Annotated in this window: 17 protein-coding genes; 5 read left to right on the top strand and 12 right to left on the bottom strand. The window is 43.6% G+C overall.

Annotated features, from left to right (window positions below; translation table 11 throughout):
- Positions 1–74: 74 nt before the first annotated feature.
- The 4 genes from LAY57_RS11515 to trpS form a co-directional block, all read right to left on the bottom strand.
- Complete coding sequence (locus LAY57_RS11515) at positions 75–1,733, bottom strand: mucoidy inhibitor MuiA family protein (RefSeq protein ID WP_249066595.1); 1,659 nt, start codon at positions 1,731–1,733, stop codon at positions 75–77.
- A 30-nt stretch (positions 1,734–1,763) separates the two neighbouring features.
- Positions 1,764–2,354 carry a hypothetical protein gene (locus LAY57_RS11520; protein ID WP_249066597.1) on the bottom strand — a complete coding sequence of 197 codons (591 nt, stop codon included), beginning with the start codon at positions 2,352–2,354 and terminating at the stop codon, positions 1,764–1,766.
- A gap of 683 nt (positions 2,355–3,037) precedes the next feature.
- Positions 3,038–3,928, bottom strand: coding sequence for a methylenetetrahydrofolate reductase (locus tag LAY57_RS11525; protein WP_249066651.1), 891 nt, complete (start codon positions 3,926–3,928; stop codon positions 3,038–3,040).
- A 118-nt stretch (positions 3,929–4,046) separates the two neighbouring features.
- Positions 4,047–5,054 (bottom strand): tryptophan--tRNA ligase, encoded by a 1,008-nt coding sequence (gene trpS / locus LAY57_RS11530; protein ID WP_249066599.1) that lies wholly within the window; start codon positions 5,052–5,054, stop codon positions 4,047–4,049.
- 123 nt (positions 5,055–5,177) lie between these two features.
- On the opposite strand from trpS, the gene LAY57_RS11535 reads away from it, so the two are divergent.
- The 4 genes from LAY57_RS11535 (at position 5,178) to LAY57_RS11550 (ending at position 6,812) form a co-directional block, all read left to right on the top strand.
- Positions 5,178–5,345 carry a hypothetical protein gene (locus LAY57_RS11535; RefSeq protein WP_249066601.1) on the top strand — a complete coding sequence of 56 codons (168 nt, stop codon included), beginning with the start codon at positions 5,178–5,180 and terminating at the stop codon, positions 5,343–5,345.
- Positions 5,346–5,483: 138 nt separating this feature from the next.
- Complete coding sequence (locus LAY57_RS11540) at positions 5,484–5,855, top strand: SH3 domain-containing protein (protein WP_249066602.1); 372 nt, start codon at positions 5,484–5,486, stop codon at positions 5,853–5,855.
- 323 nt (positions 5,856–6,178) lie between these two features.
- Positions 6,179–6,391: a hypothetical protein gene (locus tag LAY57_RS11545; protein WP_249066605.1), complete on the top strand. Its 213-nt coding sequence runs from the start codon at positions 6,179–6,181 to the stop codon at positions 6,389–6,391.
- On the top strand, positions 6,384–6,812 hold the full coding sequence (locus tag LAY57_RS11550) for a pepsin/retropepsin-like aspartic protease family protein (RefSeq protein ID WP_249066608.1): 429 nt from the start codon (positions 6,384–6,386) through the stop codon (positions 6,810–6,812). The genes LAY57_RS11545 and LAY57_RS11550 overlap by 8 nt, the downstream gene beginning before the upstream one ends.
- Positions 6,813–6,859: 47 nt before the next feature.
- On the opposite strand, the gene LAY57_RS11555 is transcribed toward LAY57_RS11550, so the two are convergent.
- Positions 6,860–10,843: a HEAT repeat domain-containing protein gene (locus LAY57_RS11555; RefSeq protein WP_249066610.1), complete on the bottom strand. Its 3,984-nt coding sequence runs from the start codon at positions 10,841–10,843 to the stop codon at positions 6,860–6,862.
- Positions 10,844–11,025: 182 nt separating this feature from the next.
- Here LAY57_RS11555 and LAY57_RS11560 point away from each other — a divergent pair, with 182 nt between their 5' ends.
- Complete coding sequence (locus LAY57_RS11560; protein WP_249066612.1) at positions 11,026–11,313, top strand: hypothetical protein; 288 nt, start codon at positions 11,026–11,028, stop codon at positions 11,311–11,313.
- A 273-nt stretch (positions 11,314–11,586) separates the two neighbouring features.
- Here the strand turns inward: LAY57_RS11560 and LAY57_RS11565 are convergent, their stop codons facing one another.
- From LAY57_RS11565 to dnaN, 7 genes are all read right to left on the bottom strand, one after another.
- On the bottom strand, positions 11,587–12,198 hold the full coding sequence (locus tag LAY57_RS11565; protein WP_249066614.1) for a pentapeptide repeat-containing protein: 612 nt from the start codon (positions 12,196–12,198) through the stop codon (positions 11,587–11,589).
- Positions 12,199–12,722: 524 nt separating this feature from the next.
- Complete coding sequence (locus LAY57_RS11570; protein ID WP_249066616.1) at positions 12,723–13,286, bottom strand: pentapeptide repeat-containing protein; 564 nt, start codon at positions 13,284–13,286, stop codon at positions 12,723–12,725.
- A gap of 407 nt (positions 13,287–13,693) precedes the next feature.
- On the bottom strand, positions 13,694–15,526 hold the full coding sequence (locus tag LAY57_RS11575; protein WP_249066619.1) for an iron uptake porin: 1,833 nt from the start codon (positions 15,524–15,526) through the stop codon (positions 13,694–13,696).
- Between the two features lie 332 nt (positions 15,527–15,858).
- Positions 15,859–17,682, bottom strand: coding sequence for a signal peptide peptidase SppA (gene sppA / locus LAY57_RS11580; protein ID WP_249066621.1), 1,824 nt, complete (start codon positions 17,680–17,682; stop codon positions 15,859–15,861).
- Between the two features lie 70 nt (positions 17,683–17,752).
- Positions 17,753–18,781, bottom strand: a complete 1,029-nt coding sequence (gene fni / locus LAY57_RS11585; RefSeq protein ID WP_249066622.1) for a type 2 isopentenyl-diphosphate Delta-isomerase — start codon at positions 18,779–18,781, stop codon at positions 17,753–17,755.
- A 67-nt stretch (positions 18,782–18,848) separates the two neighbouring features.
- Complete coding sequence (gene pyrR / locus LAY57_RS11590; protein ID WP_249066624.1) at positions 18,849–19,385, bottom strand: bifunctional pyr operon transcriptional regulator/uracil phosphoribosyltransferase PyrR; 537 nt, start codon at positions 19,383–19,385, stop codon at positions 18,849–18,851.
- A gap of 132 nt (positions 19,386–19,517) precedes the next feature.
- The gene (gene dnaN, locus LAY57_RS11595) at positions 19,518–20,696 is read right to left on the bottom strand and encodes a DNA polymerase III subunit beta (RefSeq protein ID WP_249066627.1); all 1,179 of its coding nucleotides are present in this window, start codon (positions 20,694–20,696) and stop codon (positions 19,518–19,520) included.
- Positions 20,697–20,872 lie beyond the last annotated feature (176 nt).

A 20,872-nucleotide genomic window follows, 5' to 3' on the forward strand; every position in this document is an offset into this window, starting at 1 on the left:
GCGCTATCTTAAAGAGCGCTGAGGCGCAACAACATACCAAATATTTAACTATGGCTAATCGACCGGACATGATATCATACATCCAAACCCGCTACCTTTAATGAAGGGGGATGCTCAACTGTAAATTGATAATATATTTCCTGTTTTGACTGCGGCGGTAGAGTTAGCGACCATTCCAGCAAACCCATCTCACTTTGTTGAATTTTAGGATTAGTTTGAGTTAAATGCACCTTCAGTTGTTCGTTTCGACTTACTGGCAATTGTTCTGTCAGTTTCAAAGTGGTTTCTTGGTCTTGTAAGTTGGCAATCTTTAACCGATATCCGTAAGTCGTGCGACGGCGATCGAATATGATCTTTTTATCTACTTTTCGTTCCACCAAGTCGCGACCGATCTTCAATCCTTCGTCAATACCTAAATTAATTTTGAATTCTTGACCGGGTGAAACGTTTTCTAGTTGGGTTGTGCCGACAAAAGTTTCATCGCGGAAGATATTAGCTTTTCCTGGTAACAGTGTGGCACCATTTGGTGGATTAGTAACATTCGCTTGTAAGTAGGAGAAGCTAACTAAGCGAGGTATTGAGACATACTCTTTGCGACAAGAATAGTTATCGTTGAAAATAGTGATATTGTGCGGGGTTCCATCACTGGGAATGTCGCTGTTCCCGCCTATTTGAAATGTGACTGTACCGCCAGATGTGGAAGCAACTGCTGCGACAGTTTCAGCTTGTACTGGAGGTGAAAATTGTGATTCTTCAGCACGTCTTTGACTTTCATCTAGAAGTATGTTCTCGTTGAGGAGGGAAAGATTTGGTTCTGATTTTTCCCTACTCAACAGAAGCATACGCGGTTTAGCACTAGGCAAAAGTTCAGGTTGGTCGAAAATAGAATCAATGTACCAGGGATCGAGTTTTGGTGGTAGTGTTCCCAATCCTGGTTTAGCTGTAGAAAGGGTGAGGGAAACACCCAACCAATCTTCGCCAGTGTTTTGTTGAACTTCAGCTAAATAGCTGAGATTTAAGATGTTTGCTGTAGTATTGACTCGCAAATCGTAGAGAGGAGTCCATTTGGCATTAGTGACAAGGTAGGAAAGTTCTAAGTCGAAATTACCAGCGCCAGATGGCTCGATCGCAACAATTATGCTAAAACTTTCTTTAGGAAGAGGTGTTTGCACTTGCTGTAGCTGCTGGTAAAGTACTTGGAGTTGTTTTTCTAACTGGTGGTGTTCCTTTTCGTGCTGGGCAATTGTTGTGGCATACTCGCTATAATTTTGTCCCAAAAAGTTCAGTAATTCGCTAGTTTCATTTAGTCCTACTTGTTGTTTGGCAAGTCCTCTGGAAAAGCGATCGACTGACTTTTCGCTCAATTCTTGGATAAATTTATGTTGTAATTGCAAAGATGCCAAAACATCTTTGATAGTGCGTTTTTGCTCCTGTATTTCCTGAATTTGTTGAGTTAGCTGGGCTACTTTTTCAGCGACGGGTTCGGTGGCATAGATGCGATCGGTCCTTACTGCCAATAGTCGCACTGCTACTGTACCCGCACCTGTCACTCGCACTGATTCGCGTTGAAGAATTACTGGCAATCCTGTAATTACCAGTTGACGTTCTGCGCCGCTTAGTTCTACAGCACATCGGCGCGTCACTCGTGCGCGATCGCTATAAACCGTTACTTCCGAAATGCGAGTATCTAGTGTCTTATTTGTTGCTTGGTTTGGCGTCTCTGAGTTGGTCACTGGCAGTTTCTCCTTTAACCGGCGTTACTATCAAGGACATGAGCAAGATCTAACAGTGCGACATTTGCGGTTTTCCCCAGAACCTTGACATTCCAACCTGCTGGTGCAAATTTGATTTCGTTCTACAACTCCCCCATCGTTAATTACCACTTTAGCGGTAAAAGTGTCTTGTTCAATAATAGCGTTATTCTCAGAAACTTCATACTTAAACTCGTTGTCTCCCTCTATCACCGAAAAGGTGCGAGTGCGATGTTTCTTGGCGATCGCCATATCTAATCTTTCAGAAAATTGACCTTTATCATATTTTCTATTTGTATAAGGATAGGGATCGTCATCCATCCCCTCAGTTACATTCATGATTTTCACTTTTCTCCCAGGTGCGGGTGTAGTTGAGCTAGATTTGAACCGAGCTTTGAGTTGTTCTGGTATGAAACCTACACCAGGACATTGCCCAGCATAGGTAATGCTCCTAAATGGGAGCAAATTTGTTTCAAACCCACTTGGGGTTTCTACCTGTAATTCTGCCGCAATCGTACTGATAGCTAAGGCCAAAATAAACAATAGTAAAATTGTTTGCGTTTTGAGTTTGGTAACAACAGTGCGAAAGTTTTTTAGTTCCATAGTTATTTTTGGGTAAATAGACGATAGAGCAAAAATTTACCTATTCTAGCGCTTTATATCGTGTCCGGTTGCATCGGTAGTGTAAGAGTGATATCGGGAAATTGTCTGTTGTCATCGTTGGTTAAATTTTTACCGCAGATGAAGACAGATGAACGCAGATGAACGCAGATAAGAATAAGAAGACGAATTTTTTAGGTAACCGATGCTCCCGGACTTGATATTACGATTGAGTAAAGTACATTTTTTAGGCGTTCGCGAAGCGGCGCGGATGCGCTTAGCATTGGGGAATTAACGTTTCGGTTTTAAGTTAACAGGACTTAAGCAATATTTCTTGTTTCGCCCCCCCAAATCTGGGGGGCGTAAGCTCCTGTTACCCCCAGATTTGGGGGGTTAGGGGGGCTAGTGGGTCTAGAAGGCGGCGATGGTTGAGGGTTTATTTGCCTGTTAACCACTTGGATTACTTCTATGAGAATAGGCAGACCAAACAGCAAAGCGAGACAAATAGCAATCCACTTGAACCAATTTGACCGAACTCGGCCTTTAGTTGGATACTCACAAGCAAGACAAATTTCTGCTTCTGTGCTGTTTAAAGTGCCGCACTCTTTACAGGGTTCTAAAGCCATTGCTCTTTTTACCTACTGTAGTTAGTTACTACCTCAATCATACTTTTACTTCGATATTCACTAATTAGTTATTGGTGGAATTCCAGCCAGATCGAGGATTTGGGGAATTAAGTCTTCGCGCTTTACTGCCATCATGTGGACGCCTTGACAGATTTGACGTGCTAATTTGACTTGTTCGGCTGCGATCGCAATTCCTTCCTCTAACGGATCTGTTGCACTTGCCAAACGATCGATAATGTGCTGGGGAATGTTGACTCCAGGGACGCACCGATTGATAAATTCAGCGTTTTTAGCGGATTTGAGCAGAAAAATCCCCGCTAAAATCGGCTTATTTGTGCCTGCGGCTATTTGAGTCATAAATTTTTCTAGGCGATCGAAGTCGGTAATTAGCTGGCTTTGGAAAAACTGCGCCCCTGCTTGTAACTTGCGCTCAAAGCGGCTTTGCAAGCCCGACCAACTCGCCAATTGGGGATCGACTGCTGCACCGACAAATAAGTCGGTAGCGCCATCTGTGAGGGGTTTTTCGTTCCAATCCAAGCCGCGATTCATTTTGTCGATCGCTTGCAGCAGACGCACCGATTCCAAGTCGAACACGCCTTTGCAGTCGGGATGATCCCCAGCTTTGACGGGATCGCCAGTCAGGGCTAGGATGTTGCGGATACCCAAGGCGTGGGCCCCCATGAGATCGGCTTGCAGTCCGATGCGATTGCGATCGCGACAAGCTACTTGACAAATTGGCTCAATCCCTTGTTGCAGCAGAATTACCGACGCCGCCAGGGGAGACATCCGCAACACCGCTCTGCTGCCATCGGTAATATTGATAGCATGAACTCTCTTTTTGAGCAGTTGCGCCATTTTTACCATCTGGATTGGGTCGCCTCCCTTGGGTGGCGCGACTTCTGCGGTGATTAGAAATTCACCAGCTTCTACTGCGGTGCGGAAAGAGGTCAAGAGTGTTGGGTATTGGATGTTGAGCATTGATCTGATGGATGAGTGTCTTCATCCTTTATCGTTCATTGTTCATCCTTCCGTCTAGTCTGATTTGCGCTCCGATTTTTCGGTATTGCTTTTAGAGAGGTGCGGAAAAACCAAGTGCGGCTTTAACTTGAGCTAGAGTATTGTTAGCGATCGCTTCCGCCTTTTGTCTTCCCTCGCGCAACACCGACTCCAGATAGCCCTTATCGTTCATGATTGCCTGATACTTCTCCTGGATCGGTTTGAGCGCAGAAATCGTCGTTTCTGTCAGCAAAGGCTTGAATTGACCCCAACCCATATCTGCACACTCTGCCGCTGCTTCTTCCTTCGTTTTACCAGAAAGAATCATATACAAAGTTAACAGATTCCGGCTTTCCGGTCGTGACGAGTCATCAAACGTCAAACCGCGAATGGGATCTGTCTTGCAGCGTTTAATCTTGTATTGGATTTCCTCTGGTTTATCTAGCAGATTAATCCGACTTTGGTCTGAAGGGTCGGACTTAGACATTTTGCGAGTCCCATCAGTCAGACTCATTACCCTAGCGCCTTCTGCCCGAATCAGGGGGTCTGGCAATTTGAGGATTTTTTGCTTCTTACCAAATTGATGGTTAAAGCGATTGGCAATATCGCGGGTGAGTTCCAAATGTTGCTTTTGATCTTCCCCTACCGGCACTTTATCAGCTTGGTATAGCAAGATATCCGCCGCCATCAGCACCGGGTAATCTAGCAAACCAGTATTGACATTTTCTCCCTGCTTAACTGCTTTTTCTTTAAACTGAATCATATCTTCCAGCCAGTTAATCGGTGTAATGCAATTGAGCAGCCAAGTCAGTTCGCTGTGAGCCGAAACATGGGATTGTACGAAGATAGTCGAATATTGCAGATCGATGCCACAAGCTAAATACAAAGCAGCGATTTTATAAGTATTTTCCGCTAACGCGGTTGGATCGTGAGGTGCTGTAATCGCGTGCAAATCTACCACGCAGAAGTAATTTTCGTACTGGCTTTGTCCTTCCACCCAGTTACGAATTGCTCCCAGGTAGTTACCCAGGTGAAGATTGCCCGTTGGTTGGACGCCAGAGAGAACGCGAGGACTCGCCATAAAGTGCTGAGTGCTGAGTGCTGAGTAAATTACATTTTAACTCCCTACAAGCTAAAAACCCACCACCTATTACTGGTAGTTAAATATTTGGTATGTAGTTGCGCTTCAGCGCTCTTTAAGATAGTGCTGAAGCAAAACAACATACCTGAGAAGTTTTATTATGGGCGTCAACACTCAGCACTCCCCACTCAGCACTCAGCACTTTCCTATATGGACTACCCTGCGGGGGTACTGCCAAAGCGCGATCGCATTTTGCAGAATAAAAATAAGACTTACGCAACAGTCTTGTAGAAATCCGGTTTTTCTACAAGGTTAGCAAAAACTAATATTTTTTCCAAAACCATCCTGTTTCTAATGCGTAAGCAGTGGAAAAGTAAGCGCAATGAATGTTTCAATCTAACTCTTTTACGTAGAGAAGGAATTTGCGAGATGAAAGTGTTGAAAGCCTTAAAATCTATGGCTGTCATGGCCTTATTATCCGTTGGCATGACTGGGTTTAGTTTTCCATCTGCGGCGAATGCTAGTTCAGTAGTTGCTCGCAGCGTTCGTTATGAGCGTGAAGTAACTACTTATTATAACCGAGGTGGATATGAGATTGCTAGCGCTGGAACAACTTGTCGCCGCGTTAGTACAAATGGCGGTCGGTTGAATGTCCGTCGCGTTCCTGGTGGTCGTATTGTTGGCAAATTGTACGGCGGAACTCGTGTCTGGATTACTGGATATCGGTCTAATGGTTGGGTACGAATCACTGGCCCAGTTCGTGGTTATGTATCTGGCAGTTATCTGAGGTCTTGCCGATAACGAGAAGGCCCGATCGTACAAAGGTAAGTTGTTGCGCGTTAGCGCTAAAGCGCAACAACATATCTAAAATGCGTGTTCAATATTCTTCATATAACGCAAGTTGCTAGTTATATAATCGAGGCTGGTATTAGGTAAGTTGTTGCGCTTTAGCGCTCTTATCCAAGTTCCTATAAAAGCGCTAAAGCGCAACAACATACCCAGCGTGCAAGTAACGAGCAACTTGAGCTATTAGTTTAATTATATCGGATATTCGGTTAAGTAGTTGAACTTTTAGCTTGTAGGCGTTATAATCTTATCTTATATCTACTTAAATACTTAATTCAATGATTTTGACTGAATTATTACCAAAGTTACAAGAATTACCCCGTGCTGACAAGTTACGGGCGATCGAGTTTTTGGCATCGGAATTAGCGAAAGAAGAAGAGGCAGCACAGCAAAAACCAACTTTTGCTAGCGTCACCCTGTATAATTCGTTTGAAGCTGCCCATACATTAGCAAAATTGCTAGAGGAAGACAAAAGAGCAAATAATGCGTGATGGACAAAGATTCCCTTTTATTCAAAAATTTGATGAGTTTGGTGTATCTTACTGGGTTCCATATCTACCGCTAATGCTTACTTATCAAGGTCGTTCTTTGGAAGTATTAGCATTGTTGGATACCGGATCTACAGTAAATGTTTTGCCTTATGAAATCGGCTTGGAATTGGGAGTAGTTTGGGAGGAGCAAACACTTTCGATTCCTTTAGCTGGTAATCTGGCTAGATTGGAAGCGCGTGGATTGCTTATATCATCTACAATTGGTCGATTTCCTCCGGTAAACTTTGCTTTTGCATGGACGCGAGCTAATGATGTTCCTGTGATTTTAGGATATTTGAATTTCTTTTCTGAATTTGATGTTTGTTTCTATGGTTCTCAGTTAGCTTTTGAAGTTTGTCCAAAGCAAAGTCGCTCAAATTAATCAGTGGTTTTTGATTTAATTTTAGCAAGCAAATCTCCCTCCAGACCCTACAAATTTTCGATCATTTTCTCTCTCATCCAACCGACAATATCTGCAATTAAATTCGGTTGACTCGGTGAAAATGTTTGCAAAGACCCCCATCCCCTAACCCCTTCCCCCGCAACGGAGGAAGGGGAATTATTCTTACTCCCCCTCTCCGTTGCGGAGAGGGGGTTGGGGGGAGAGGTCACTACACAAATCGCGCCATCAAATTTGCTCAAAGCTGTCAGGAAGGGAAGGCTAAATCCTGTGGGTGTGGTTGAGAGTGCTGTGGAATCGTAGCAGATGAAAAACAGGGGAATTTCGCTAATGCGGCGCAGGTAATTCCAATAAAGTTTGAGTTTTTGCATTGTTTCTGGATACCCATTCTGCCACTCTGGACATTTTTGATTTAGCATCAGGTCGTAAATTTCTGGGGCGGGGTTTTCGGGGTCGATGATTTGGTGTGTGTCGATGCAAATAAGCTTTACTTTGCTGCATAATTCGGGTTTATTGTTAATAGCTTCGGCAAGGACTTGGGGTAAGTTTGCTATGTTGAGGTTTGCTGTTGCGGTGTTGATAAGGGTGTCTTGGTGCCAAGCTTGATAGAAGTCGGGGTAGGGCAGATTTTGGGAGCAATACCATAAAAGTTCATAACATTCATTATAATGTTTATATTGATTTTTATAAATTTGTTCTTTCAGATTACCTTTTAGCTTGAAAACTATCTTTTTAAGCGAATTAAAATCCTTAATCGAACGAAGAAAAGAAGAAGCTACTAAAAAGATATTTTCATTATTAGTATTAGATACAATATCTATTAGAGTCTCAACCACATTTGGGTTATGTTTGCTAATTTTACCTAAGCTAATAATAGTATCTATAATAAGTGATTCATCTCTACAAGTAGGCAACAATTCGGTTAAGACATCTATAGCATTTTTATTATTATTGTCTAACTCCAACAAAGTATCAGCAATTCGCCATTGCATAATCTGATCTTCACAGGTGTTCAATAAGACAGATAAAGGATTTATGGCATCTTGATGACTAGGAGCAAGTTTAAGTAAGCTACTAGCTACTAAAAGAACAACCCGATCATCATTTTGCCGATTGTACATTAATTGGAGTAGACCATCAATTACAACAGTATTTTCTTTGCCAATGATTCTTAAAATATTAGTGATTCGCTGGATTTCTTCATATTCCTGACAAGTTAACAAAAGCTGTATTAGCACCGCAATTGCATCTAGATTACCTTTGTCTAATTCCACCAATTCACTAGCAGCCAACCGACGAACTTTAGGATGTTTGTTGTGTAAAAGGGATTTTAAAATTTCAATAGCATCTTGCTTGGCATCATCAAAATTTCCTAAAACCCTAGCAGCCCAAGATTTGTTAATATAATCTTGGCTGTTATAGCTTATCTCTTTTAACACAGCAATAGCATTTTCTGGCTTACTTGACTTAAGTTTTGACAAACTTTCAGATGCTCTAATCCGGGTAGCTTCTGACTCTCTGGAATCTAAAAGCTTATTTAGTACATTAACTACATCTTGACTGACTGTATTAATTTCTCCTAAATTTCGAGCAATGACACAGCGACTAGAGTTAGATTTAGAGTCGTCTAATCTTTCTATATAAAAAGCGATAATATCTGGATCGCTTTTGTTTAAATTGCACAGTACATCAACTGCTCTGTTACGAATTTTTACACTTCTACTCGATAGTAATTCTTTTAATTTACTCACAACGCTTGGATTATCCTTACCAATTTCTTCCAAAGTATAACCTGCTTGCTTAGAAATTTCGTCATGTTCACTGTTTTGTAATAATTTAAAAAGAGCAGTAATAGCATCTGGATTACCGTTATCAATTTTTTCTAAATTATATGCCACTTGCCATAACAGTTTATTCTTGCTGGTTTCCAATAGGTTTTCCAAATGCCTAATAGCAGATTTATTATTCGGCTCAAGTTGCCCCAAAGTATAAGCAATTTCCACAGAAGTAGATTCGTTTTCACAGTTTTCTAACAATTTTTGTAAAACAACAATAGCTTTTCTTCTGTGTGTTTGCTCAAGTATTTTTCTTGCTTCTTGCCACAGTAAGTTAGAATTATCAAAGCTCCAAGCAGCGAGTTGTTCAACAATCTTGGTACTCATATCAAAATCACCCATCTCCGCAATTCCCTGGGCTGCTAGGAAATAGGCTCGCTTTTTATAAAAATCTTGGCATTTATCTTGGAACTCTACCATTATTTTAATAAATTCCTCTTTATGCTTCCTTAACCATTCCTCTTTATGCTTCCTTAACCCTTCCTCTTGTCGCCCCAACCAAAGCAAAATTACCTCTTTCCACTGTGGCTCGAAAATGCGATAACGCTTGCCAGTAACAGGACGATTAATATGGTTGCGAGGTAAGAAAAAATCCCAATAGTTAACGTTTTCATCAATAGCCAAAGCCGCAAAATATTCCTCAAAACTGGAATGTAAAAACGAATAAATAGGCTCTTTGGTACGGATATCCCTGTCAACTAAAACCAACCATCCCAATTTCTCTGCTAAATTAAACCACTCTTCCTCCATCTGGTCAATGGCAAAATCTTCCTCAATCCGAAAACTATTAGCGCTTTCCATTGCCGCTAAAGCCAATTTTGCTAAAACTTTTTTAATTTTGTTTTTCTCCGTTTTTGTTAATACCCGCTGATACTTCTTCTGGAATTCCTCTTGTTTCCACTCAAAAAAATAAGTGGTAAACTGCTCATAAAGTGCCGCCTTCGTTTCCGGCAATTCCTGTTCGGGTACGCACCAAGACTGACACAACATCGACAACCGCAGGGGATTGCGTACCAGTTCTTTGATTCGCTCTTTTCCCGGTTCTTTTAACTGTCTTGTTAAGCGTTTTCCCTGTTCTCTACAAAAAGTTTCATTGCCAGAATTGCGCCGTTTCTCATCCTGACTCGCCTCTTCAAACCACTGGCGAATAAACTCATCCACATCATCCGGTTCTAATGGCAAAGTTTTATAAGTATCAAAATCCGTTAGCGGATTGCTAATCATCGCATCCCAAACATTCAAACGGCAAGTTAGCACCACCCGCGCCTTACCCACCCAGTCAGTCAGTTGTTCCCGAATTCTCGCGAACGCCTCGATAGGAGAAGTCGCCGCCATTTCATCCACCCCATCCAACAGCAACCACACTTTACCTGTTGCGAATAGTTGCTTGAATGATTTTCTGATTTCTGGCGTGACATTTTCCGCATCAAAATCGATAAATTGCAGCGCTTTTGAAAGCCAATTATTGAGTAAATAATCGGCAATTGTGCTATCGCGTAAATCTGCCAATCGAATACAAATGGGAAATTGCGGGGAATTTTTCGGCAACCGTTTCGCCAATTCTCCTAACAGTGTAGTTTTCCCCGCACCCGGTTCGCCAATAATCGCAATATGCTTGCGTTTTTCGGTGTGATTTTCGGCAATAACTTTCTGGAAAAAAGCGTCATCTTTATAAGTTTGGACGATTGGCCGTTCTGGTTCTTCCTGCGGTTGGGAATCTTCCCCAGTGGGGTTTCTTCTGGGATTTGGTGTTTTGGGACGTTCCATTAATCCCAATGTAACGTAAATATTTAATTCATATTGTTGTGCTGTTGCTTGGCGGCGGAGTTGTTGAGTTGCTAAAACTTTGTTGCAGATATCGCGCCAGTCAATTGTCAGGTTACTCGGTTCCTGATAATTCCCATATTCACGTTTTAACCAGTCTCGTAATGTCTGGAATTTACCTTTTTTGTCGGATTTAAGATTAGGACAACTTTGATTAAAAGCTTCATACACCTTTCCCAACCTTCTTTGTAAGGTGACTTCACTGATATTTAAACTGGTAGCTACTTGTGCATCTGACTTAGATTCGTCTAGGCTTTCTTGAGCAAACTTTGCCAGAAAAGCTTTTCTATCATCGCCGTCAAATAAATCATGCTTATCAGCTACTTTTTTCAGAAAGTCATCCCAAGACAGCATATTAGCTCTACATAATCCTTGACAACATTATAGCTGAAATTAGCCAAATTGCCCATAAAATTCATTTTGATACCTTTTGATACTTTGTTGATACCTTATCGATAGCATATAGTGGGTTATTGTTTAAAAAGCTATTGTCTAATGGATTTAGTCGTGTTGATCATAATTTTGGAAATACACAAATGAGTACCCAATTATTGAAAGCGATCCTTTCTCAAAGTCCAGAAATTCAGCTTTCCATTTTGTTGGCTTTCGTGAGTTATTCGCAGCATCAAAGTATTGACATTCAGCCACAAACAAAATTTATAAACCAAAAGCTGATTTTGGTTAGTTCGCAAGTGGGGGAATTTGGGATTGTTAATATTATAGGATGGTTCGATCCTGTTTCAGGTTTCTGTGTTGGTTTTTGTTTCTTTCTTTGGCATTTGGTGCAAGCTTTGATTGCAGAAAGAAAGGAAGGTGAAGAATAAGGGGGAGTGCGATCCGAATTTTCTGCTATCCCTAACGATCCGCCAGGAGTTTTAACCCCTGGCTAATAGCGAAAGTCGGTTAAAACCGACTGAAATATTAAATTCTTCAGTCCACTTTAGTGGACTTTCGCTATTAGCCTGCGATTTGAATCGCAGGCGGGTGACGAAAGCAGGTGCAAGATATCAGCTAAAGTAGACTATAATTCTATACAAATCAACCATCTCAAATTGGAAATCGTAATGGATGCACCCAAGCAAATAAATACTGCACAGCTATCGCAAACTGGATTTCCTAACTCCTATTAAATCAGACCAATTGATGCGGATACCACCCGCTACATTAGCTTCACGCGAGTTACCATTATTCAGATTCGCACCCACCAGATTAGCCTGATGCAAGCTAGCACCATTTAGATTGGCATCCATCAAATTAGCCCCAGTCAAATTGGCATTTGTTAAGTTAGCATCAATCAAATTGGCAACACCAAGATTAGCGTTACTTAAATTAGCCCCGTTTAAATTAGCCCCAGTTAAATTAACCGAACTTAGGTTGGCATTACTCAAATCAGCATTACTCAAGTTTGCACTTACTAGCGCGGCATCGAATAAGTTAGCATTAATCAAATTAGCACGATCTAAATTAGTATTAGATAAATTGGCATTAAATAAGTTAGCGCCACCCAGCTTAGCATTACTCAAGTTTGCCCCTCTCAAATCAGCTTTACTTAGATCCGCACCCAGCAGATCCGCCCCACTTAAATCGCAATTCTGGCATTGTTTAGTTTCCAGTAAACGTTTAACGTGAACGGGATTTTCAGCTTTAACCGCAGTCGCAAAACTTATTGTGAGTGGTAGTGCTAGACTAACTAAAGTGTTGAGTTTCATATTTTTCGCTTTTATACTCCTGGTTTGAGATCTAGTTTTCCCAAACTCAGCCCTCCGCTATCATCAGCGAAATTATTTGTTGCATAAGTTTTCGATCGCAAAACTGATTGCGATCGATCAGCAAAAGCGGAAAATGTGCAACCAAGAAAATACCTAATTTTGTGGCTGTACCGATGGGTATCTTGTAAAGCACCCGACGCTACTAGCAAAAACCCCTGGCTTAATGCCAAGTAGAACCCCACCCCCAACCCCTCCCCGTCTACGGGGAGGGGAGAATTTCTCCCCGTTTGCGGGGGAGGGGAGGGGAGAAATTATCGCCGTTTGCGGGGAGGGGAGAATTTCTCCAAAGGGATCTATGTGCAGGCTTTTACCCTATGTAGGAAATTATCGCCGTTTGCGGGGAGGGGATAATTTCTCCCCCTCTCCTTGGAAGGAGAGGGGGTTGGGGGGTGAGGTTTGTCTCGATGCAAGGTTGGTAGCCCATGCTAAGTACTTCAATTCCAGCTAATGCAGGCGTTGTGCAGCTAGCGAGGAACTCCCGCTGCATTAGTCAAATTTGCGCCTCTGACGCCATACAAGTTGGCTCCAAACAGATTAGCAGCATTCAGATTTGCCTTAAACAGGTTGGCACCTCTGAGATTGGCTGCATTCAGGTTAGCTCTAAACAAATCGGCATCCTTTAAGTTGGCGCTAATCATGTCAGCGCCTTTGAGGTTAGCTGAATTCAAATTAGCTCCAATCAAAGTGGCTTCATTAAAGCTGGCATTAACTAGATTGGCGACGGATAGATTAGCACCATCAAGATTGGCACTATCGAGGTTAGCATTGCTCAGGTTGACACCATTGAGATTAGCACCGCTAAGGTTGGCACGGCTGAGGTTGGCACCATTGAGATTAGCACCCCTGAGATCGACGTTTGCCAAATCAGCACCACTGAGGTTAACGCCACTTAGGTTCAATCCCGCGCCTTGTCTGGTTTGCAGCAACTGTTGAACCTGCGGACGATCTTCAGCGTTAACGGTAGTGACCAAACCAAAACCAAGGGTTGCGCTCAGCAGTACTGTAGTAGCTATAATTCTCAGATTCATATTTTTATTTTCCTCTAACCGTAATTTTGCCTAAAACCCCTGCCAGTATTTTTCAGCCAACGATTAAATTTACTTATTAATATACGTGGCGAAGAGTGTTGTTTTTGTATTGACTCAGTGTATTCACTTATTTTAACATCAAATCTTCAAATATGGCAATGAGCAGTTAGCGGTTGGTGGAAACAGCTAACTGCTGTGTACCGTGCGAGGTTACAACCATTTTTTGCCCCCCTAACCCCCCAACTTTTTTGCCCCCCTAACCCCCCAACTTTGGGGGGAAATCTGGCTTTCTCTAGCCCCTAGCTATATCATTAAGGCTGGTAGAAACAGGTACGTAGTTGCGCTTTAGCGTTATAAGAGCGCTAAAGCGCAACTACGTACCCAATCGAAGTAACGAGCAACTTGAGTTAGAAGTTGAACTGCGATCGCACAGCCCCAGAGAAGATAGTCGGGTTATCATTAAAGTTGTTGGCGTTCCCGGTCATGTAAAAGGCTGGAATAATCGCAATGTTATCGGTCAGCGGAAAATAGTAAGTCGCTTCAATGTCGTACTGCGTGCCACCATCACCGCCTCCAGAGACGAGAAATTGACGGCCTTCTAAAATATCGAAAGGTATGACATAAGATAGCGTCGCCAATGCTCCTCTTTTACCGAGATCGGGGAAAGCTACACCGATTTGAACAGATTGCGCCCTGATATTCCCGCTTTTTATGTCATCTCTGGCGGGGTTTAAGTGGGTACTGGCGTAGGAATAGCGCCCGAAGATACCAAACTTCGGAGTAACCAACCAATCAAAATTAGCTTCTAAAACGTTACCTGTAGCATTTTCCAACGCACCGCCGAAGCCATCATCGGCTATACCGACGATCGGTCTGGTTCTAATTTGTCCGTCCACTGGCTCAATTTTTGAACGATCGTATAGTAATCTCAGATTAATATTGGAGTTGGGTGAGTAGGTCAACTGAGACGTGAGGGCGCGAGAACCATTAAATAAGCCTCTGTTTGGGTTCGCTCCATCGGCATTTGTGGTATAACCTACACGGAATTCTAACTCTTCGTTAAAACGCCAAAGTAAGACAGCGCCTGTAGTCCGTCCTAAGTCTTGAGCGAAAGTGCTGCCAAAGGTGTTATAGCCACCGGCACCTTTGCCAAAAATGGATGTGAAAGCGTTGGTGTCGAAGTAGCGCAACCAGAAAAACTTTGGCCCCACGACCACTTGCAGGGAATCATTCAGTGGGAAGGAGTAGAACGTTTCTAGTAAGGTGAGCTGGTTGGCGATCGCACTGGGAGTAAAATCGGTGCCGGGAATACCAAATGTATTGAACAACCCAGCCGATGTATATACATTCGCAGGCGAATTGCCATTTCCCGCAGCCAAAGTCGTTACTAGAGAATCTTTACCAGTAAAGGAAGTGGTGAGAAACAAGCCAGCAATATAGCTGAAAGTCGGGTTGGGATCGTCTCTGACTAAAGTTGCGATCGGTTGTCCATCCGCCCCCCGCCTAGCTGCACTAAAAACATCTTGCGGATCGATTCTTTCAACTTTCACATCTCCACCAGCAATAGCTGCGGCGATATTCCAAGTGACAATGGCGTTCAGCTTGGTTGTAGTAGAAAACTGGGTCGCCTCCAGCCGTGCGGTACTTGCTTCTAGCCTGTCTACCCTATTTCCCACAGTCGCCAGTTCCGAAGCAAAATCCGATCGCAAACGCTGCAAACTCCTTAAATCTTCTTCTCGTACTTGCTTAGCCAACCCTGCATCTATTATCTCGTTGATGCGAACCAATGCGGCATTCAGAGCCGCACCAAATTCGTAGCGTGTCATGGCTCGATTCCCACGGAATGTACCGTCTGGATAGCCAACAACTACACCGTAGCGCTCTATCAGAGACTGCAAAGCTTGAAAAGCCCAGTCTGTTGGTTGCACATCCTCAAGCTGAGAAACAGAAGTCACCCGATCTAAAGGCTGCCTCTGTTGTAAGTCTTGCTTAACAAGTTCGGGAAGAGTAATCCTGGTGATGTCTGCATTTGTCTCGTAGGCATCTGCTTCAACAGTAGCTTCCTCGGCAGCAAAAGCGCTACTGCCTACCAACAAGGTAAATCCCACAATAAATGAACTCAGTCTGAAAGCAGCTCCCCAAAATGTGGTCATGGTGCCTGTGTTCTTATAGTTGTTTGTTCCTAGCGCATCGATAGCTAGTAGCGCACCATTGTCATTTCTCGGAATTTTTCCTGCCATCAAACAGCAAAAACTGCCTTTTTTAGCTATCGATAACTGATATTAGGAGAGCATATAACTTTTTGATACATCATAACTATTTACTTTTCTATCCGTAGGGCTATTATTTTTTCTATCCATAGATAGATGCAATTTGTGAAACTACTTGTTCGATAAGACTAAGGGATACAGTATAGCAACCGCCAGGGCGGTTAAGACATTCTTAATTCCACCAAACCCTTCTTCCCCTAGTCCCTACACCACAAATCGGATTGCTTTTTTTTCAAGCTCTTTTACTCTTTCTGGCGCTGTAGGGAACATGGGCTAGATTCTGCTCCCCCGCGCCTATGTCCCTAATCAATTCGCAAATTAAAGGGCAGACGAGCATAAACGTCTAATGGGTCATTCATACTTCCCAAAATGCTTAAATCCTCCCGCAGTCGTTCGTAGGTGATAGTCAGCGGATCGAACTGAAATGCTTTGTTAGCGTTTTCGCTAGTGATGTTCGTACTGCTGAGTAGGTTTTTCAAAAGCCGTTCTTCCAAGCTGCGACTATTGGAATATTGTTCTAATTCCCAATCATTACCCAGCTTTGCTATCTTTGCAGCATAATTAATAGCACTATCTATGCCACCAATATTATCAACGAGGCCAATCTTTTTCGCTGCTAAACCTGACCAAACTCGTCCTTGGGCAATCTCTTGCACTTTGTTCTGGGGCAGCTGGCGGGATTCTGCCACTTTGGCCACAAATTGATAGTAAATGTGATTAACAGACCCTTGGTAAATAGCTAGCTCTTGAGCTGTCTTTGGACGGGAAATAGTTTGAGCGTCGGCATATCGACCTGTTTTTACTACATCCCAGGTGATGCCGTTGTCGTTAGCTAACTTTTGCACGTTCATCAGGAGTCCAAAAACGCCGATCGAACCAGTGATCGTGTTGGGTTCGGCAAAAATCCGGTTAGCATAGGTAGAAATCCAGTAGCCACCAGAAGCTGCAACATCGCCCATAGAAACTACTACCGGCTTTTGCTTACGAGTGAGGCGAACTTCTCGCTGGATTACCTCAGATGCCGTAGCACTTCCACCGGGACTGTTGACGCGGAGAACTACTGCTTTAACGTCATTATCGAGCCGTATTCGGCGCAGTTGTCTGGCTAAGCGATCGCCTCCCACCTGCCTGATGCTACCTTCGCCAGTGACGATTTCTCCCTCAGCGTAGACAACGGCAATTTTGTTTTCAGATTGCCGCTTTTGTAGCACCGATTTTTCCGCAACCTTGGCATAAGTACTCAGCCTAATTTGCCGGAAAAATTTATCGTTTTTGTCATTCCCAGTTAGCTGCTTGAGGTCGGCAACGACTTCATCGAAATAGGCTACTTTATCGACCAGACGGCTTTTGCGAGCTTGTTCTGGCTGTAACAAACCTTGATTATCTGCGATCGCTTGCACTTGCTGCGGAGTTAATTTGCGACTTTTCCCTACCGACACACGGAATTCGCCCCAAATATCTTCCAACAATCTTTGAACCTGTGCCCGGTTTTCGGGACTCATCTGTTTGACTAAAAATGGTTCAACGGCAGACTTGTACTTGCCAACCCGGATCACCTGAACGCCAATCCCATATTTTTCCAATGCTCCCGCCAAGAACATAGTTTCCGAACGCAAACCGTTCATTTCCATTATGCCCATAGGATTAACCACGATGGTGTCTGCTACCGAGCCCAAATAATATGTCGGTTCATCCCAGTCAACGTTATAGGCAATAATTTTTTTGCCCGCAGCTTTGAATCTTTCCAGTGCCCGCCGCACTTCTTTGAGCGTTGCAAAACCTGCAACCTTACCTGCTGTTTCTCCACAGGCATCTAAGTAGATTGCTACTATCCGCTTATCTTTGGTTGCCGCTTCGATCGCATCCAGGACGGTACGGAGGGCGATCGTTTCATCGTTATCTTGACCCGATACTGCTTTCTGTATCAGCTCTCCCGTGCCTGATGAGGGATTCGTATCCTTAATTCTCACAGACATATCAAAAACTAATACCGACTTATCTTTTACTTGTGGTTCTGTATCTTTGGTAGCGGAGATAACCATTAAAATTAGTCCGCCAGTTCCTAAACCCAAGAAAATTAATAAACCTAAGACAGTGGCAAAGGTGTGTTTAAAGAAATCTCGCATATCAGAATTGTTTTGAGTTTTGAGTTTTGAGTTTTGAGCTTTGAGTTTTTTTCCTCCTGACCTTTAACTTTTATACTAATTTCTGCAACGATCCGGATTGTTTTAGGTCAAATAGCGTTGCATTGCCGGTGCAGAATAATACTGTCGTAATTTCTGCTATTAACACTTTAACCAAACCGTGCAAAGCATCTTCTGATTCCGCAGCCGCTTGCAGAAACGGCCATGCCATACCGGCTATGTCGGCACCCAGGGCAAGTGTCTTCGCCACTTCTAAGCCATTACGCAGTCCTCCAGAGGCAATCAGGGGAACATCGGGGGCATTTGCACGAATGCTCGTAATACACTCAGCCGTTGGCAGTCCCCAGTCTGCAAAAGTTGCTCCCAACCGTCGCTGCTGGGCCTCTGTTGCCCGTTCGCTCTCCACCTTAGCCCAAGAAGTTCCTCCCGCACCGGCTACATCGATCGCGGCGACACCTACATCAATTAACTTCTGCGCTAGCGCAGCTGAAATTCCATTCCCGACTTCTTTGGCAATCACTGGCACTGGCAGCTTTTTGCAAAGTATAGCAATTTTCTGTAACAATCCGCTGAAGTTCTTGTCTCCTTTTGTTTGAACGCACTCCTGCAAGGGATTTAGATGCAAAATTAGCGCGTTTGCCTCTAATAAATCAATTACTCGCAGACATTCTGCCAAACCATATTCATAATTTAGTTGTACCGCTCCCAAGTTAGCAAAGAGGAGAATATCCGGCGCGACACTTCGTACTGCAAAAGTTTCGGCTACCAGGGGATTTTCCACCGCTACCCGCTGAGAACCCACACCCATTGCTATTTTGTAATGCTGCGCCACTTCAGCCAGACGATAGTTAATCTGAGCAGCTTGTGCTGTTCCACCTGTCATTGAAGATATCAGCAGCGGCGCACAGATTTTTTTATTAAAAAAAGTTGTATTTATGTTTATTTCATCATAGTTTAATTCTGGCAAACAACTGTGAATAAAGCGATATCTTTCCAGGCCATTAGTAGTCTGCCGAAATTGCACGTCTTCATCAAGACAAATCCTCAGATGATCTGCTTTTCGCGCCTGTGTTTCCGTCATAATCTACAACTCATATATTTATCTGCATATCAGTTTTAGCAATAACTCACAACTCAAAAGTGAAAACTCAGGACTTGATTAACTCTACGGCATCCCGTCCATCAATATTCTGGAGATAAACCCTAACTTGTTCTTCCTTAGCGGTTGGCAGCTGTTTGCCCGTAAAATCGGGATGAATAGGCAATTCTCGATGACCTCGGTCAACGAGTACGGCTAACCAAATCGCTTCTGGTCTACCATACTCTATGACTGCGTTGAGTGCGGCGCGAACGGTTCTTCCCTTGTAGATTACATCGTCTACGAGAACAATTGTTTTGCCAGATACATCAAATGGGATATCGGTTTTGGCCGGAGTTCGCAGACCAATGCGATCGAGGTCGTCTCGATAAAAAGTAATGTCCAGCGCCCCCACCGGCACCTCTACTTGTTCGAGGGATTCAATCTGGCGGGCCATTAGCTGGGCTAGGGGAAAGCCTTTGGTATGAATTCCCACCAGTCCTAGTTTGGAGAGGTCGCGGGCTTTTTCGATCACCTGGGTGGTCATGCGGGTCAGCGTGCGACGCAATTCTTGTGCTGATAAAATTTCGACAACTTGGGAAGGCATAGGGAAAAGTCAAAAGTCAAAAGTCAAAAGTCAAAAGTCAAAAGTCAAAAAGGGGAGTGGGGGAGAGAATTACAACTGACAACTGACGACTGACAACTGACCTCTCTTCCCCTAGTCCCTAGTCCCTAATTATTAACGTAGCTGTACTGGCATGATCAAGTGGGTAGCTTTCGAGCCTCCTAGCGGTTTCAGTACTACAGGGCTCAGACCGTGGTTGAGATCCATTTGGACTTCTTGCGTGTTCAGGTTTTTCAGGCTTTCCATCAAGTATTTAACGTTGAAAGCAATATCGATATCTTCTCCAGTAATAAACTGGATCGGAATTGACTCCTGTCCGCTGCCTACATCTTTAGCTTCTACCGACAAAGTGAGTTTCTGGTTAACACTGTCCAGATTGGCTTTAAAAATGTTGTTTTTCTGGTCAGTTAAAACAGAAATTCGCTCGATCGCACTTAAAAACTGTTTGCGATCGAGGGTAATAGACCTGATAAATGCGTTTGGCAATAACTGGCGGTATGCTGGATACTGTCCCTCCAGTAGCCGCGTAGTCAGGCGTTGGTCGCCCCACTCAAACACCACCTGACTGCTATCGAAGCGAAGATTAACTAGCGGTGCGGACTGGTCTGTGTTTGGGCTTTGGCGCATTCCTAAAATGCGTTCTACCTCTCGCAAGGCTCTCGCTGGAACGGTGACGTTTAGTTCTATTTCACTTTCTAGCCGATCGTCGTCATCCGCGCCATCTTCTGGCAATTGATGAACGGTTTCGACCATTGCGAGTCGATGTCCGTCTGTGGCGGCAAATTCCAGGCCATCTTTTTTACCAGTGAGATGAACGCCTGTTAAAACTTGCTTTGTTTCGTCGGCACTTGTGGCAAATAAAGTTCCGTGCAATCCCTCAATTAATGTGTCGGGTGCGAGATAAATTGTTTGCCCATCTTCTATTGCAGGCAGTTCTGGAAATTCTTCTGCTTCCATCCCTCGGACTTGGTAGCGTCCAAAAGATGAGGTTATGGTGGCTACGAATTCTCCGGCGTCATCGTCGATCGTAATTTCGCCATTCGACAGACGCGACACGATGTCGTTGAGCAGCTTGGCTGGTAGTGTTAATGTACCGCTGTTTTCGACTTTAGCTGCGAAACTTGTTTTTATTCCCAGGCTGAGGTCGAATGCAGTTAAGCTGACTCGCTGCAAATTTTCATCGGCACTCAAGAGAACGTTAGCCAACACTGGGTGTGTTGGCCGAGAGGGCACTGCACGGCTGACCAATGAGAGATTGGTATTGAGGTCATTCTGCTCACAAACGAATTTCATGGCTTTTTGTTGTTTGCTGGCAGTTGTGGAACTGACTTGTGACTACTTTGGCAAGCATAGCTTAGAACGAGTTTGTAGTGTAGCAAACTGCTGAGCGCTGAGTGCTTTGGTAACTTAAGTTGCTTCTTGTTCGGAATTGATAATGGGTACGTTGTTGCGCTTTAGCGCTCTTATAG

This window comes from Argonema antarcticum A004/B2 (genome assembly GCF_023333585.1).
In the GTDB taxonomy this organism is placed as follows: domain Bacteria; phylum Cyanobacteriota; class Cyanobacteriia; order Cyanobacteriales; family Aerosakkonemataceae; genus Argonema; species Argonema antarcticum.

Excerpts from the sequence above, each read along its gene's own strand:
- LAY57_RS11520 (WP_249066597.1), bottom strand. The coding sequence starts at position 2,354 with ATGGAACTAAAAAACTTTCGCACTGTTGTTACCAAACTCAAAACGCAA.
- LAY57_RS11550 (WP_249066608.1), top strand. The coding sequence starts at position 6,384 with ATGCGTGATGGACAAAGATTCCCTTTTATTCAAAAATTTGATGAGTTT.
- LAY57_RS11545 (WP_249066605.1), top strand. The coding sequence starts at position 6,179 with ATGATTTTGACTGAATTATTACCAAAGTTACAAGAATTACCCCGTGCT.
- LAY57_RS11570 (WP_249066616.1), bottom strand. The coding sequence starts at position 13,286 with ATGAATCTGAGAATTATAGCTACTACAGTACTGCTGAGCGCAACCCTT.
- LAY57_RS11540 (WP_249066602.1), top strand. The coding sequence starts at position 5,484 with ATGAAAGTGTTGAAAGCCTTAAAATCTATGGCTGTCATGGCCTTATTA.
- LAY57_RS11575 (WP_249066619.1), bottom strand. The coding sequence starts at position 15,526 with ATGGCAGGAAAAATTCCGAGAAATGACAATGGTGCGCTACTAGCTATC.
- trpS (WP_249066599.1), bottom strand. The coding sequence starts at position 5,054 with ATGGCGAGTCCTCGCGTTCTCTCTGGCGTCCAACCAACGGGCAATCTT.
- pyrR (WP_249066624.1), bottom strand. The coding sequence starts at position 19,385 with ATGCCTTCCCAAGTTGTCGAAATTTTATCAGCACAAGAATTGCGTCGC.
- LAY57_RS11560 (WP_249066612.1), top strand. The coding sequence starts at position 11,026 with ATGAGTACCCAATTATTGAAAGCGATCCTTTCTCAAAGTCCAGAAATT.
- fni (WP_249066622.1), bottom strand. The coding sequence starts at position 18,781 with ATGACGGAAACACAGGCGCGAAAAGCAGATCATCTGAGGATTTGTCTT.
- dnaN (WP_249066627.1), bottom strand. The coding sequence starts at position 20,696 with ATGAAATTCGTTTGTGAGCAGAATGACCTCAATACCAATCTCTCATTG.
- LAY57_RS11555 (WP_249066610.1), bottom strand. The coding sequence starts at position 10,843 with ATGCTGTCTTGGGATGACTTTCTGAAAAAAGTAGCTGATAAGCATGAT.
- sppA (WP_249066621.1), bottom strand. The coding sequence starts at position 17,682 with ATGCGAGATTTCTTTAAACACACCTTTGCCACTGTCTTAGGTTTATTA.
- LAY57_RS11565 (WP_249066614.1), bottom strand. The coding sequence starts at position 12,198 with ATGAAACTCAACACTTTAGTTAGTCTAGCACTACCACTCACAATAAGT.